The sequence below is a fragment of the cyanobacterium endosymbiont of Epithemia clementina EcSB genome, from assembly GCF_029919255.1.
Lineage (GTDB): Bacteria > Cyanobacteriota > Cyanobacteriia > Cyanobacteriales > Microcystaceae > Rippkaea.
In genome coordinates this window covers 1,463,935-1,480,660 of the sequence record NZ_CP123991.1, presented here as the reverse complement: position 1 = coordinate 1,480,660, position 16,726 = coordinate 1,463,935, and the positions used below count along the sequence as shown (strand labels likewise).

9 protein-coding genes and 1 pseudogene are annotated in these 16,726 nt (G+C 33.4%); 6 read left to right on the top strand and 4 right to left on the bottom strand.

Annotation, left to right across the window (positions count from 1 at the left end):
* The first annotated feature begins 278 nt into the window (after positions 1-278).
* Together P3F56_RS04835 and P3F56_RS04830 are read left to right on the top strand one after the other, a co-directional pair.
* Positions 279-455 carry a hypothetical protein gene (locus tag P3F56_RS04835; RefSeq protein WP_281153630.1) on the top strand — a complete coding sequence of 59 codons (177 nt, stop codon included), beginning with the start codon at positions 279-281 and terminating at the stop codon, positions 453-455.
* Entirely contained in the window at positions 452-1,396 is a 945-nt protein-coding gene (locus P3F56_RS04830; RefSeq protein WP_281153629.1) for a sirohydrochlorin chelatase, read from the top strand. The genes P3F56_RS04835 and P3F56_RS04830 overlap by 4 nt, the downstream gene beginning before the upstream one ends.
* Positions 1,397-1,437: 41 nt before the next feature.
* On the opposite strand, the gene P3F56_RS04825 is transcribed toward P3F56_RS04830, so the two are convergent.
* The gene (locus tag P3F56_RS04825; protein ID WP_281153628.1) at positions 1,438-1,809 is read right to left on the bottom strand and encodes a DUF1823 family protein; all 372 of its coding nucleotides are present in this window, start codon (positions 1,807-1,809) and stop codon (positions 1,438-1,440) included.
* A 175-nt stretch (positions 1,810-1,984) separates the two neighbouring features.
* Here P3F56_RS04825 and P3F56_RS04820 point away from each other — a divergent pair, with 175 nt between their 5' ends.
* A complete protein-coding gene (locus P3F56_RS04820) occupies positions 1,985-2,146 on the top strand; it encodes a hypothetical protein (RefSeq protein WP_281153627.1) in 162 nt (53 codons plus the stop codon).
* Between the two features lie 2,164 nt (positions 2,147-4,310).
* On the opposite strand, the gene P3F56_RS04815 is transcribed toward P3F56_RS04820, so the two are convergent.
* The gene (locus P3F56_RS04815; protein ID WP_281153626.1) at positions 4,311-5,201 is read right to left on the bottom strand and encodes a helix-turn-helix domain-containing protein; all 891 of its coding nucleotides are present in this window, start codon (positions 5,199-5,201) and stop codon (positions 4,311-4,313) included.
* 194 nt (positions 5,202-5,395) lie between these two features.
* On the opposite strand from P3F56_RS04815, the gene carA reads away from it, so the two are divergent.
* Positions 5,396-6,538 (top strand): glutamine-hydrolyzing carbamoyl-phosphate synthase small subunit, encoded by a 1,143-nt coding sequence (carA, locus tag P3F56_RS04810; protein WP_281153625.1) that lies wholly within the window; start codon positions 5,396-5,398, stop codon positions 6,536-6,538.
* Between the two features lie 110 nt (positions 6,539-6,648).
* Here the strand turns inward: carA and P3F56_RS04805 are convergent.
* Positions 6,649-7,771, bottom strand: a pseudogene (locus P3F56_RS04805) (geranylgeranyl reductase); the annotation flags it as partial.
* 296 nt (positions 7,772-8,067) lie between these two features.
* On the opposite strand from P3F56_RS04805, the gene P3F56_RS04800 reads away from it, so the two are divergent.
* A complete protein-coding gene (locus P3F56_RS04800) occupies positions 8,068-8,439 on the top strand; it encodes a phasin family protein (RefSeq protein ID WP_281153724.1) in 372 nt (123 codons plus the stop codon).
* A 2,922-nt stretch (positions 8,440-11,361) separates the two neighbouring features.
* Here P3F56_RS04800 and P3F56_RS04795 read toward each other — a convergent pair.
* Positions 11,362-13,233, bottom strand: a complete 1,872-nt coding sequence (locus P3F56_RS04795) for a phosphodiester glycosidase family protein (RefSeq protein WP_281153624.1) — start codon at positions 13,231-13,233, stop codon at positions 11,362-11,364.
* Between the two features lie 1,361 nt (positions 13,234-14,594).
* Here P3F56_RS04795 and P3F56_RS04790 point away from each other — a divergent pair.
* Positions 14,595-15,596: a J domain-containing protein gene (locus P3F56_RS04790; RefSeq protein ID WP_281153623.1), complete on the top strand. Its 1,002-nt coding sequence runs from the start codon at positions 14,595-14,597 to the stop codon at positions 15,594-15,596.
* The last annotated feature ends 1,130 nt before the right edge of the window (positions 15,597-16,726 follow it).

Sequence of the window (16,726 nt, the reverse complement as noted above, 5' to 3'; positions counted from 1 at the left end):
CTATCTCCAATTTTGAAAATCTCTTCATTTTATTAGTGCTCTGCTCTTTGTTTCTAGTGATGTCCTTATGTTTTAAGACAGCTTATATTGAGGTTTATTTGTCAATGTGTAACTTTTAGAAACATTCCGTACGAAACTTAATCCAAATATTGGACATTTCTGACTAAACAAGAAAAAAGTGAAAAATACTATTTAAGAGTTTTAATTGTGACTAACAATATAAGTGTTCTCCTATCTAATCACACAACTCTAATTTTCAATATGCGTTCATCATTAAGATGACTAGACTCTTAATTGCTGGTAAAGCAAAGGGGGGGGAAAATCAGAAATCGTTGATAGGATTAAAGGAAAGTGGTTATGATGAGGAACAGGAATCAGATGTGAAGCTTCATCTCATTACTGACAGCCGCCATTTTCATTGTAACCCTTTGGATTCATCTGCGAGGTATGGATGATTGCTCGAGCTTTGACATTTCCAGAAATATTGGACAAATTCTCCCCTTTGCCCTTCCGACGTCCTTTACTAATTATCGGACATGGAACTAGAGATATCGATGGAAAACAAACGTTTCTTAATTTTGTGAACACTTATCAAACATTAGATACCTCACGCCCCGTCATTCCCTGCTTTTTGGAGTTAACAGAACCGTTGATTCAAGAAGGGATTGATCGTTGTGTGACTGAGGGATTTAGGGAAATGACGGCTCTCCCTTTTTTATTGTTTGCTGCCCGTCACACAAAATTTGATGTCACTAATGCTTTAGATCAAGCTAAAAAACGTTATCCCTTTTTAAGGTTTCACTATGGCCGACATTTTGGTAATACCCCCCTGCTGTTAGATGTCTGGCGATCACGCTTAGCTAAACTTGATAAAGAAACCATTGCCCCTGAAGACACTGTATTACTTATTGTTGGCAGGGGTTCGAGTGATCCTGATGCTAATAGTGAAATGTGTAAATTTTCCCGTTTATTATGGGAAGGAAGTCACTACCGCACAGTTGAAACCTGTTTTATTGGTATTACTCATCCCCGTCTAGAAGAAGGGTTTGAACGAGCAAGACTCTATAATCCTAAACGCATTATCGTACTTCCTCATTTTCTGTTTACAGGGGCATTGGTTAAGAAGATTTTTTATATTTGCGCCCAACAACAAGAACAGTACCCCGATATTGAGATCCTTAGTTTTCCTGAAATTGGATTGACTCCGGAATTATTTTTAATAATTCGCGAACGGGAAATTGAAAGTCAACTAGGACAGACTCAGATGAATTGTGAGATGTGTAAATTCCGACTAACTCCCATCGAACATGACCATTTTCACGACCACCATCATCTCCCTCAAAATTCCTATGATGATGTGATGCAATATCATGAAAAAATCTGGCAGGTTCCCTAGAAAATGCTAAACAAATAGAAAGTTGTTCTAATAACTGTTTACTACAGATTTAACTCGTTAGAATAACCCAACAACCAGTTAGCCATAGTAGCACGGCGAGTTTGTTTTGGTCCAAATTCACCGATTTTATAGCCTTTAAATCCTAACTTTTCTTTGAGTAATTGTTTATTTTCTTTAGGAATAGAACGAGTCAGCTTAACAATAGGAGGTCGATTTTCAATAAAATCTGGGGGGTCTGGATAATCTTTTCGCCAATCTTCAGGAACTTTAGTATTATCCCAAATTTTGCGAGATTGATCATAACGATAGCCTAGATAGTACCAAACCAATTGGTTGACGGTCGCGTCATCGATTTCCTCATTAAGAATTGCCCAGATGGTATTGGTGTTGAGAGGAGGTAACTGAGTGGTCATTCGCTTTACGTCAGATATCAAAAGTAAATTGTCAAAAAACTTTATTGGGTAATAGACTAAATTATTGTCTCATAAAAACCTCACCAACCTAAAACTTACCCTTAGTTAAGGTTGCTTTCCCCTTGTCTCTCTATATTTCCCGATACGATTACCTCCCAATTGGGAAATCGGCTTAATGTTAACTTTGATGTCTTTGCGGTTTCTAGAACCAGAAGAGCATTTAAGGTGCTGTTTCCTTCCTGGTGTAATTTCTCCTAAATATCCGTTCCCATCTCTTGTTAGTTATATTGGAGCGGGTATTGCCGTAGCTTGTCACTTTACCCCAACTTCTATGTGAGTTTCTTTGATTTTTTAATTGTGGTTTCAAGAAAAACTAACAAAACAGACAATTTTAAAGACTATAGTTGTTTCAACTGAGGGAATCATTATTGTGTTGACAGGAAGAAAAGGAACCGAAGTTGCTAGTAATTCTATTTTAGGTAATAAATAATTTTAGGCAATAAGTTAATTATTATAGTAGGTGTGGAAGCAAAATCTATATCTTAGTCCGGGGATGCACAACACAACAGCAGGGATTTATGGTGAGCAATTATATTGCAATTGTCTACACTCCAGCAGTCTTAGTGTTTTTCTCGTTATCATTTTTGACGAAGAATGGTTGTTTAGAATTTATTAAGTAAGTTAATTTATTATCTGGGGTTAATGGAAATATTTCCCGGGTTAGTCGCCCCACTAAATTTTGCTTAAGCAAGACTAGTTCTGACCATGAAGGTATCCATTAGATCCCTTTAGTTAAGTCACTATTTTTTAACCGAGTTTTCCTCGTTTTTGTATAGATTTAAATCAGCCAAATTCAAGCTTACACTATCAATATTTATTTATTTAAAACCATCGTCTCTGCTTAAATTAGTGCCCATTAGATTAGTCCCAGTTAAATTAATCTAGATATGTATTGACTTTAATAAATTTTGGCTTTTGAGATCGATAGTATTAAATTATTAATTTCTTTATTTATAACAACTAAGCAAACGAATTACATTAATAAATATGAATAATTTTCTAGGAATTTAGACTGAATTTAATGACAATAAACTCGATTAGCTAAATTAGATTTAAGTACATTTTACTAATATAAATATTTAAGTCTCTTAGCTACCTACGACCATTAATTAAGCTTGCTCTATAGAGCAAGCTTAATTATAGAGGTGATCTAATTTCTAATTAAACTGGCAAAAATACAGTCTTTTTAAGAAAAACTCTCTATATAATTAGAATTTTTATATCTTTATCAAAGACAATATCCAATTAATGAGGACATCACAGTCAATGTAAAGTCTAATTTTATAGAATTTCATATTTGACCAATAGGTCACTATAAAATTAATAAAAAATTACTTATTTAACCTGCTACTTCATTCAATTTAGTCTTATCTAATTAAGGATAAAGTTTGATCCTTTATAATAAGTTTATTAAAAACTCTAATAGTCTAATTGTCATTAGAGCAGATTTTTTATTCAAAATTTATTTGAATAAGCTAAATATTTTAACTGAATCTATATTAATAACATATAACTATTAAATAATCCTTATAAATATATTTTTTAATTCAGAAAAACTTAATATTACCGTTTTTTTATTTTACATAAGATGTTAATAGTTTTATTTGTCGAAAAGTAGATCAAACAACAACTTGTATCTATTCTAATTAGACCACAAGGAAACTTCATCAGAATAATAAATTAACTATGAGAACATATTTATAGGATAATTAAGCTAACTTAAAAAGTTTAAAAAACATATTCTTAAATATTTAAGACAAGAATAATAAAATTATTTTTAAGTAGTAATATTAAGTATTAAACAACAAAAAGAAATGGAGTAAGTAAACAATAAATAGAAATACTTATAAAAGATTTAGGTTAATAATTACGAATAAAAAACTTAGATACTGAAACGAGAACCAAAAGCTAAACAGCTTGAACATACTAGTTTTTTAAAAATTATGTCAGAGTTACATGAAAGATTTAAGTAAAAAACAAAAAGCTAAATTAAACTAGGTGTATAATTAAATCACCGGTACTCTCAATAAAAATACACCAGTTAAGAGAAAACTTTTAAAGATTTCCAATAAAAATAAAACTGAGTATTAGGATTATTTTTATTGGCTATTTTGATTCAAAAAACTTATTCATTCTATTCAAAAATCTGTAGTCTGTAGGGTAATCAGATGTTAGATTTAAGAAATTACTATCTATAAAGAACAGTAGAAGGTATTGAGAATAAATTGAAGTTAATTTAAGAGAGAGCTTATGGGCTCAGAAACTTCGTCACTTTTCAACTCCTGGTTTTTTTTAGCTGGCATTTTACTGCTTAACTCTACGGTTCAATATAATCACTGTTTTTGAAAGTAGCAGATACTATTATTTAAATAATAGTATTTTTTCGGCAAAAAAAATTGAGAGAATTAATGAATTCATAAATATTAATATTGGCTTAATGGTCAAAGATTAGAGCCTATGGAATAGAGTTGTCCGTCCATCAACAAACGAGTAATTCCTTTAGCGTATAAATGGGAGCAACTCTTGTAAAGAAGACGACCATCAGGAACTTTAATCACTCGTTGGGAGCGGTTAGAAAAGCGACGCGCTCCTTGATGATTATCAAATACTGGTAAAGTTTTTTGTTGTACTTCTTCGGCTGGAATTTGACCTAAATGAGCAAATTCTTTGAGAGGACGAGCAATTAATTCAGCCGAGCGATCAATCACTAAATAACAGGTTTTAGGAAAAATAGCAGATGATAAGGGTAGGACTTGAACATCTCCATCTTGAGCTAAAGATTGATCATAATTCTCTTCTTCTCCCTCATCCCAATCGTCATCCTCTAAATCTTCATCATCATCAATCCCATCCGATAAATCCTCCCCAATCATTTCTCCAAGGGCAATAACATCGACTACTTCAAGATCGTCTTCTTCGTCCTCTTCGTCTGAATGTTGAATATATCTTGATAACTGATCCTTTACTAAGATGGGGGGCTGTTTGGTACTAGTTTCGGTTGAAGATAACTCTAATTGACTCTTTGAGGTTACCAGTACAAGCTTACTATCAGTTTTGGGAGTTTGAGACTCTGATTGACATTCTGATATCATCAACACAGGTTTAGCGTAAGTTTGTGTAGATGATAACTCTGACTTAGCCGTCCGTGCTAAACGTTTTTGTTGAATTAACTCTTCATACTCTGACTCTGATAGATAACTTTTTAGAAAACGGCTAATAGTAGAGCTACTGACCCCGTAACGATCAGCCAAGGTGGATGTAGTTTCTGGTGTTTGGCGATAAAGCTTAAGAATTTCTTGCTTATCGTCGTCGTTTAGTTTCTTGGGACTCATAGGATTCTAGCTACCTTCTTGGCAGTTTGACTTCACCCTAACACGCCGAATCACATCTGGTAAGATCATCGGTTGTAACCTAGGGATGGGTGTGTCTCAACAGATGACTAGATAGTCAAGCATTATATTGCCTGATCCAGTTTATCTCTCACCGTTGAGTTTCACCTATTTTCAGTATCAAAAATTTAATGATTATGGCAATAGCAAAGACGACACCAGCATTATTGATGTTAGTCGATGGAACTTCTTTTGAGGGATGGTCATTTGGAGCAAAGGGAACTACTTTAGGAGAGGTCGTTTTTAACACAGGAATGACTGGCTATCAAGAGGTTTTGACCGATCCGAGTTACTGCGGTCAAATCGTCACCTTTACTTACCCTGAGTTGGGGAATACGGGGACTAACCCTGATGATGAGGAATCCTCTTGTCCACAGGTTAAAGGAGTTATTGCGCGTAATATAACCTATCGTCCGAGTAACTGGCGATCTACTGAATCTCTCCCTGATTATTTAAATCGCCACAAAATTATTGGAATCTATGGCATTGATACTCGTGCCCTAACTCGTAAAATTCGTTCAGTAGGAACGATGAATGGGGCAATCTCTACAGAAATCCTAGAACCGACAGAATTACTACGTCAGGCTCAATTAACTCCTAGTATGGCTGGTTTAAATTTAGTCAAGGAAGTGACCACCAAAGAGGTTTATGAGTGGTCTATTCCGACTGATCCCATTTGGGAGTTTCGTCTGAGTAATAAAGAAATTTCAAAAAGTACTTTAACGGTAGTAGCGATTGATTTTGGGATCAAACGGAATATTCTCCGTCGTTTAGCTAGTTATGGTTGTCGGGTTATTGTAGTTCCAGCCGATACGCCTCCTGAAGAGATTTTAAAGTATAATCCTGACGGAATTTTCTTGTCTAATGGGCCTGGTGATCCCTCAGCAGTTGGAGAAGGAATCGAAGTTACCAAAGCATTAATTAAAACAAAGATACCTACTTTTGGAATTTGTATGGGACACCAAATTTTAGGATTATCTTTGGGAGCAGAAACCTTTAAATTAAAGTTTGGTCATCGGGGATTAAATCAACCTTGTGGATTAAATCAACAGGTAGAGATTACAAGTCAAAATCATGGTTTTGCAGTGGCAGAAAAGTCCTTAGATGTTGATGTAGAAATTACTCATCTTAATTTGAATGATCGGACTGTAGCAGGTTTATCCCATAAAACTTTACCTTTTTTCTCGGTTCAATACCATCCTGAAGCAAGTCCTGGACCCCACGATGCAGATTATTTATTCGAGAAGTTTGTTAGGTTAATGCGAGATAATCAGAACTAAGAATATAGGTTAAGTGATTGTATAGGGGTCGACGGTTGTAAACTCTTAAATATTTTTTATTGATGGACTCGACTTTTATCGTCGTTCACTGGAAAATAAAAAGTGTCAAAAACGATAGTTTTGTAGAGATAACTATCAAAAGTTATACGCCAAACGTCTTTATCAGCACAAATTTCTAGAAAAGCCTCGCGTAATGTATCTAAACGGTAGAAGACCAGTTGCAGAATACCAAAAACAAAGTAGATTATGTCACACTTCTTGTTCCACTGTTTGAGATAGATTTTCACTCATCTTTGGTAAAAATGTGTTAACTCACATTACTCACTTTTACAAAAATTTTGGCACACATAAGTGCAGATTTAGCAGCAGAATAAATACCTTCTCTAGAAGATTTATTAGCAGTTTCTGCAGCATCATCTACTAAAGCCACAAAATCTACAACCCGACGAGGACGAGGAGATTCAGATATGAGATGGGCTTCGACTTTGATAATTTTGTCTCCTTCTAAGTGAAGAGAAACACGCTGACGAATACCGGCCAATCCTTAATAAAAGACTTATTAACCTTCATCGTCCCTGTATCTACCTCCATATGGTCGTATTTAGGGAAACCCCCAGCGTAGAAGTCAGGGTATTGTTATAAATATAAACATCTAAGCGAGATCTTCGTAGTAAGCTATTTTATTTTTGGGGAGACGAATGCGTCATTGAAAGGCGATTACATGATTATAATCTCCCACATCAATCGATTTAGCGATTGGTGTAGAAGTTAGTCCCATCAGCATCAATCACTAAATCGATCTTTTTCCCTTGAATATTGCCGTTAGAGTGGTCAGCATAGTGAAAAATAGAAGCATCGGTGTGGTAGGAAAATCGAGTTGATAGACAGTTCTGTTAATCCAATTCACCCCCGATGATGCAGTCCGGTCGGGTAAGAACCCGTCGAGAATTTTCCGACGACACTTCTCAATATATTCATTATCCCGTTCAGTATTGATATCGACAGTAACATTAAGACGGGGAGATCATTTTTATTCTTCTCACTCGATGGTCAATAATTTCCGGCAATAGCTCAAATTCGTCTACTATGCAATAAGAGAACAGCTCCACCGAAGAATTTAGCTTTGTCCAATTGACGCTTAAATAAATAGGTTTCTATTCCAGCTTTTGCTAATGTTTCAGTTGCAAAAGACCCAGCCGCTCCTGACCAAACAACAGCTACTTTTAAAACCAAAGTTTTTCTCCTAAATTTCTACGAGCGTTACGAAAAGCATAGTAATAATGTACTTTTATCTTCAAGGAGGCGATCAATTTAATCTGTCTAAACTAGAAATAGTGCTTAACAAGTTTTGTTATAGAAGTTAATAATTGTAAAAGTAGATAGTTATTGTGAATTCTGATGACTTCATAGTCTGTCCTTAAAATCCTCACTTGAGAGCAAATTATCTTTGCTAGGATTCATTCAGTCGAGACATGACTATACTGAGAGATGAGAATGTTGCTTAAGTTATGAGGACAGAATTTTCAATCATGGCTGATCTTAGTAGTTTAGTTCAAAAAGCGTTTTATCTGGGAATAGGTCTAGCGTCTTATGCAAATGAGAAAGCTCGTATAGCTCTAACTGAGTTGGAGGAACAAGCCCAAAAAGTAGCCGATAAAATGGTGGCGCGAGGAGAGATAACCGCCGAAGAAGCCCGTAAGTATGTTGATGATTTGGTACAGCAAGCTCAGAAAAAGACAGAAGATTCATCTCAATCTCCTTCCGATAAGGAACCTCGATTAATTGAAATCATTACTGAAGAGGAAGAGACCGCTAAAACCTCAAAGTCTGACAATATAGATGAACTGCGAGATCAAGTAGATCTTTTACAAGAAGAATTACGGCGTTTGAAAGGCAAATAGGCCATTTATTATTGAAATAGTTAGGGTTGATTGAGAAGGACTTTTTTTAAAGATCACTCTCAAAAACTTTTGAGTAAGTTATTGGGCGCAAATAGACAAAAAATGCGTTATTTTAGTTGGTAGTAAAGACTTTGATTAACTAATGTTATCGTCACCTCTTTGTTCGAGGTTGTTTTTCAATTTTTAGTACACAACTACTTTATTTAAATTAAGTCAAATTAAAAAAGTTTGTTAAAAAACAAAGATACAGAGCTAAGTAAATAAATATAAAATAAAAAAGTAGTTAAATAAAGAGTAATTGCTATATGCCAATCTATACTAAAAACTTCACTGATTTTCTTAAAGTTAACTAGTAACCCAAAAACTTCATACAGAACAACAATAGAAATTGTTTCTTAAAATCCAATTAAATAGTGAGTTTTTTAAAAAAATTTTTGTATAAATTTCAGAAAATACAATTTAGCAAACAATTTTTAGATAGATTATTCAAGGAAAAAAGTAATTGTAGATTTTTCCAGTGAGTGGAAGCAAAGAAACTTAGAAGAAAGAAGACATAAAATATATCGAAAAAATGTCACCAAAGGATAAGAAAATTTATTAATAGTAAATAATTATCTAAGTTTTTAAAAAAGACAAGAACAAGACTTAATCTGTTTTATATGAAATTAAAAAATAAAAAAATATAGAGAGTTTAGATTTAGAAATAGATAGTATCAAAAATACTGTAAAGACAAAGAAATAGATACGCTGATCGTTTTGATAATAACTCAAGACATACAAGCAGTCTAGTTAAAGCTAAATATTAATAATAGGAAAAAAAGTTATATCTATTTTTTTCTATAAAATTAGAGTCCAGAGCTAAATTTAATGGAATCTGAATTCAACTGAAAGTTATGGATAGAAAGAAAAGCAGCAGTTTTATGTTAAAAACAACATTTATTGAGATCTAATTCCATAGATGTAAAATCTGCTCTCAATTTTATCGAAATATTTTGTTGTCTAGATTACCTATATCAAAAATTTGAACAGTATTCTCATTTTTTTATAGACTTCCACAGGAGAAAATACAAGAATTAGTTTCATCGATTATATTTCTATATAAGTCTGTTATAAGCCTTTCAGTGAAACACACTAAATTTTAAAGGCTTAGTTAGAAGTTCTCAAAATTCTGTAGTATGGTACTAGAGATTTAAACTTTATTTGACTAAAAACGATTGCGGTTGATTATTCGCTTTTAAGTTAATTCTAAATAACACAGATGACTACAAACTTGTTCTTAAATAAAGATACGGTTTAATTAAACCATAAAGTTTAATTTAAAAAATATTGGGGCAAAGAAAATATATCTATCAAAAAAAACATTAATTTCTACTAATAAATGCTTGGATTATTTGCTTATGAGTAACTTATACGGAGGTAAGTATAAGACACTCTGTAAAGCTCTAGGAAAATCTGTTTAAAATATTTAGATAGATCAAGCTTTTATCTCTAGTAGTCCAGTACTTTTAGTTGGTCTAAAAGCGGGTAATAATACAGTACTAAATAGACCTAGAGGAAATGGAGTAAGTTGAACATATATACTATCTAAAAATTAGAAATATAGCTCAAATATTGACTAATTCTTTAAAAGATTTAAGACAATAAAAATGTTGTTATTTTTCAAATATAACGATTTTTATGACAAATATTAAAGAATAAATAAAATAAATATAGACTAGTGATAGCAGTGGATAAAAGCTATTAAAATTTACTCATAAAAAAAGAGTTTAGAAGTAAATATACTTATTATTACCAACTAAGAACTCCTAGTAAGTTAATTAACTAAGGACTAAATATAAAAGTTTAAATTTTATTCGATTAAGAATAAAAAATATGTTATTTATACACTATTTATTTTGATAAATTGATATCATATTAAATGATAATAACATAAAATTATTTATGTTCGACTACTTACAAAATTTTAACTAAAATTTAATTTTCTAATTGTATTTATTAATAAAATTAGTTACTATTGAGTAGTTTTTAAGTTAGTCCAATATATAGCGATTGCTTTATCGATTCTAAATGTTTGATTTCTAGATCACATTTACACGAAAATCATAGCTACAATTCTGTAACTAAAGACGGTCAAATAGTTTCCGCAAGTAATGAAGCACTCTGTGGAAATGAACATCTAGAAAATTTATCACTTTTAATTTTACTTATTTGTGCTCCTGCTGTAGAATAGACAAATATTAAAAGAAGTTCTTTAACTGTTGATTGATCTGGAGATGATTTATTCGATACTTCTAAAAAGTTATGCAGTGGAAGGCTAGATTAGTTTGTAGACTTATTAAGTATAATTGGCTAACAGTTCTGAACTTAAGACTTTACCAGAATTATCTTTGATATTTTAGAGAATTTACTATTCACTAAATTCTAAAATACTCCAATATATTATCCTTGATATCTCTTTTTATTTATATAAATAAAAAGTTTTAGTAAACTCTTATATTCAGTGATTTTGGTTCTACCAAACCTTTTATGCAAAATCAACATCTTAGGATAAGAAAACAGAAAACTGGAAATAGATTGTAACTTTCTGTTTGTTTTATAAAACCAATAATCATTGTCATTTACTCTTTTTATAGAGTGAGAACTATTTCCATCTTTTTATCATCTTTTTCAGCGTATAATTTTACTCTTTTTTCTAAATTTTAGATAAGTTATCTTCTTTGTTGACTAGAATTCTGCACCATACTTGAAAATATAATATATTCCCTTCTTAAGTTTCTTCTAAATTAATTTTTTAAAAAAAAATAACACTAATATTTACGCGATATGTGAGGTCTTTGTATATACCGATTTTAAAATTTATTAGGACGTAGGCCTTATACCTCCATGATTATCACATACCATAACTCTTTCGACGGCTATAAACTATGGATTCACAAAAACTCCTATCCCATTATGAACCTTTGCTGCGGTAACAGGAGAACGATCAATTAATTGTCCTCCTAAACTTAAAGAAGTTGAACTTCCTCCATCCAGGTTTAACGCATTGACCGCCCCTAACTGTTGCATAATTTGTGCCATTTCTCCCAAACTTGCTCCCCGTCCCCCAATACGGTTATGAACTGCAACTAACATAATTTTTCCCTGGTCTGTTACGCCAATAGCACTACGAGAGGCTTTTTGTTGCTGAAATTCCTTGCTAAAATTTTCCAAAGTTCCGTTAATCACGATACGATTATTACTAATTAACAATGGACCTGCCCCAAGCATATTAGGATAGGTATTAAAATCGGCAGGAACCGTGGTGTTTTCAAGCCGAACTTCCGTTCCTAGTTGCAACGCAGCGGTAGAGACAGAATTTTTACGAATGGTCAACAAGTAGCCGTTGGGCGGGATAAGAAAGGAAGTTTCACCTGCCTTTCTGGCTTTTATTTGATCAGTCACTCTATTATTTTGTATGAGGATAACTGTTTCCTTATCTGACATAGGGATATATTTAGGTCCCCATTCGGGGGTGTAACGAGCTATTCCTGCTTGGACATAACCACTGTTGAGAAACAGGACAGGAATGCGTTGTCCTTTGCTAGTGACTAAAGTCTCTCGAAGACTGAGACGACCCATTTTTATTTGTCCTTGATCATTCCAGGCAATTACTCCCCGACCTAGAATAGGACTGGATAACCAACGAGTATGTGATCTAATTGCCCCTAGGGGTAACTTATTATTGCGGTTAAAAAAACCTCCATTGATGGCTGCTGAGGCTTTCCACTCCCTAGCCATGGTCACTAAGGGAGCCGTCCCTTCTTGTCGGTTAGAATGTGTGGTGATAGGTCTTAGGGCGATTTTAGATGATCTCGCGTTTATCTCTAACCAGTTAACCGGAAAAATATCTTTCCGTAGTTTAACTAACTGTTGTCGCCAAACAATATCCTTTGTCCAAGCAATTTGCCTTGGTATCTTGGCGTCAGGACGGACATCGATGACGATACGATGGGGGTTAGAAATACTAAAAACATTTAAACTGTGGGCTGTGGGTAAATTTATGTGGACTTTTGTGAGTTTCTCACTGTTTTCTAGAGAAAATAGCTGAGAATTGATGGGGGTAGAAATATAGCCACCGAGATCATCTTCATCAGGAGCACTCCAGGTTCTAGGAGTTATGGGTAGTCTAGTTTGCGTTTGATCAGAAGGAGAGATATTAGTACTCCCTAAAATCATCACCACCCCTTTTCCTTTAGCTTGACTAACCTGCCAAACGGTCGGACGATCAACATCTACCACAATGCGCTTACCCCAAGTGTGGCTTCCTTCACGTACATCACCAATGCGTGCTGGTGGCAAGGTAATCTCTAGGAAGTTACCCCTAACTTGCAAAGTCCCTCCCGCTAATTTCATTAAGTCAGTTACGTCTAAATATCGATAGGGAGCAATAAATCGTGCTGGAATAGGAAAAAACTGGCGAGAATCGGTAGAAAACCATCTAAGAGGCTGTAAATTAGGTTCGCTCGTGCTCAGAAGTTCTACCCCTAATAAATTCATCGCTCCAATGTCACTGATTCCTATCCGTTGATCGTTATCCTGATTCCACTGGCTCCAAGGAATGTTAAATAGTTTCCCATTAAGATAAATTTCTTGTCCTTGTTGAAATTCATCAGAAGCCTCGACAGGCAAAGGCTTAGGAAAAATAGTATATTGGGCAATTTTATCGGACTTTCCAGAAATTAACCAATAAATCAACAAAGTTGATACTAAGGAAAAACAATAAAGGCTAAGAGGGTTCCACTGTACTTGTCTCACAGATTCGTCCTCACACAGTTTTATTTAATTTTAGGTTCCAGATATCAATTTAACATAGAAAAATATACCTAAGTATTTTTTTTTTAGAAATTAATATAGAAATAAGTTCAACGCTTAGTGCCTTTTATTAGATTTTAACAATAAACTGGGTATTAATCTTAGAAACTGTTTGAAAAGAAAATATTAAGTAGGATTCGTCATGTCAACTGTCTCTGTTTTTAGTATATTAAGATGTATAGATATACTCTATTCTTGCCTTGATATATACTTGATCTACATTTTATAGTGGGCTCTCGCAGATATAAAAATTAATTTTTTTGAAAAAAAGTGAGCTTTGTGATAAACTTACGCAAACCTATTACGCAAAATTATTGTTATTGATTTTCTGAAACAACTAATCAATTATTGTTTGAGCTTTTAATATTTTTTTATTATCAAAATTTTTACTAAAAATTAGTAGATTAAAATTCAGTATATTTTTACAAGCCTAAGTTCGGTAGAATTCTTGAAAATTATCCATTCTGTGAACTCTATCAATAACTACAGTGTAGACAAATTGCTAGAATACTAGACTTACTTAGTTTGTGATTACAACAAAGTAAGTCTTCATTAAGTATGGCAAGTGGTTAAAAATTTCCTCCCCAAATTTATACACTCTATTACTCCTCTAGCGTCAACTCCAGAAAAAAAGTAAGTAAGCTAAATTACATTTAAATATCTAAAAACAATCACTTACAAACTAGACAATGTAGATTAATTTAATTAATCTAAACTTATTTTGCTGATTGGACTCTCAGAAAGCAAAAAATCAACACTATTTAAACAATTGAAATAGTTAATATCCTAACATATTAACTATTTCAACTCATATTAGTAGGGTCAAATTGTTAAGAAACTCCAATACCCAAAGTTACTGTTTAATTTTGCTAAAAATTAAACAGTAACTGAAAAAAGTTGTGTTAATAATATATTGCTATGGCTGTTTATGATGCTATCAATTCTGTCCGAAAACAACGCAAAGAAGCCATAAAATTTACCTGTGAGGTAGAATTCAATAGTACGGTACGGTAGAAATTTGATAGAATATACTTTTTGAACTCTGTTTAAAGAGCAATAGCGGTTTTGACCGCTCGACTTCAACCCAGATTGTTGTAGAAATGTTAGTGTATACCATATAATACCCCTCCTGTCCTAGAAGATGGACTTGCTCGAAAGTGATGGTAGGGAAAATCCTCTCTCATATATCAGGGAAAACCGAACAAAATAGGCTTGACGGCTTTGTTAACCTAGATTTAGAAGGATACAATTATTCAAGTTAAATTTCAAATCGTTTTTTGTTACCAGCTAGGAGGTTTCTGTTAATGGCTTCAACTGACTACAAAGATTATTACGCCATCTTAGGAGTTAATAAAAACGCTAGCGGAGAAGAAATTAAAAAAGCCTTCCGTAAGTTAGCTGTGAAATATCATCCTGACAGAAATCCTGCCAATCAACAAGCGGAAGAAAAATTCAAAGAAATTAGCGAAGCTTACGAAATCCTATCAGATCAGGAAAAACGTCAGAAATATGATCAATTTGGTCAATATTGGCAACAGGCTAATCAAGGTAGTTGGCCTAATGGTCAGAGTGGTGTTGACGTTAGCGGTTTTAATTTTAGCCAATATGGTAATTTTGATGAATTTATTAATGAATTATTAGGTCGTTTTGGCTCAACTAATGGACCAACAACAGGAGGTTACAGTTATCGAACTACCACTGGAAGACAGCCTGAATATGGTGATTTTAGTGGCTTTTCTGATATAGGCGGTTTTGGGAATCAACCCCCTGCGACTGATCGAACGGCAACCCTACGTTTAACTTTTTCTGAAGCTTTTAGAGGTGTACAAAAACGCCTTAATTTAGGCAATGAAGTTCTTGATGTTCGCATTCCAGCTGGAGCAAAAACAGGGAGTCGGGTAAGAGTCCGAGGCAAGGGTTCTATTAATCCCTATAATCAGCAACGGGGAGATTTATATCTCAAAATTGAATTAATATCCCATTCGTTTTTTCAATTTGAAGGAGAGCATCTAATCTGTGAAGTTCCTATTACTCCTGATGAAGCTATCTTAGGTGCTTCTATTGAAGTTCCTACCCCCGATGGAATAGTAACAGTAAGAGTTCCCCCAGGAATTCGTTCGGGTCAATCTTTGCGCCTTCGGGGTAAGGGTTGGGTCAATCCTAAAGATGGACGAGGAGACCAACTAGTCAAAATTGTGATTGATACGCCTCAAAGCCTAACAGAAACGGAACGAGAACTTTATCAAAAAATTAGTGCTAGTCGTGTATATGACCCACGTAGTCATTTAAAAAAGGTAAGTCTCTAACAGAGACAAAATGAACCTATAATTGAGCCACCACCTACTTTTGAGCAGAGAAAAATTTTTGAACTGTTAATGGAATGAGTTAACCATTCTTTATAAATTCCAGGAGTTTTATGTATATCAATTTTCAATATTGATTAATTTTATCTTTCACTTTTAAGCTTGTTTTTTTTTGAGCTTAAAATTTGCTCTTTGATACGAATCTTGAAACGAAATTTTAAGATCATCTGAACTATTACTCACCATCACGTCAAGATGAATGTAAATGCAATATTGAGGCATCTATAAATCAATGTCATTGATTTATAGATATGACAATCCCAACTTGAATTGTCAAAGGGAGTTTGCGAAAGAAATTGATCACAATCTGATTGTGGTTGGTTGTTCGTACTGTCATGAGTATATTTTTTCTATCTCAATGTTTATCTTAATCTGTAGCTTTTTCTTCTAGCATCCAGTCTTTTTAAGAAGTGTAATACAGTTTTTCTATTTGAATAATCATCGTTAATGCTCCTGATGAACTTTATATGTAAACTATTCTCTAAAAGAATTCCTGTAAAGCTTATCCGGAAGTATTAATATTTATTTTTGAAGTACTCCCGTTTCTAGTTAGATAGTACAACTAACTTATCTCAGCTAAACACCTTCAGGATATTATTAGCCTAATCCAGGTTTAGTGGAACCTCAATGAATTGAATTAGCTGTCAAATAAAAAATTGTCTTTAATCAAAATAATGACATTAACTCTATTGAAAATTACCATATCTTTTCCAAAGACTTCAACCAAGGTGTTTGAACCTTCTTGACATAAATTCTAATTGTCTTCTAGCGACTCCAGATCTAAGCTGATGGCAACAACCCCAATTTTATCTCTTTCCAAGGCATTGGAACTATAAATAATAGCATTTTTAAGTAAATAACTATACATTAATTTTTAATAATTAAATTATTTTGTATCTCTATATTTAAACAATTAGGGTTGAAGTGATGTTTTTCAGAACAACTACTTTGTTGCTTAATAACGACTTTATTTAACTAAATTAGCCAAATTATATTTATATCAAGAAATTACTTCGTAAATTTTATAATTTTTTATCTGATGCCAATATCTTTCTATAATATTTACTTATAAA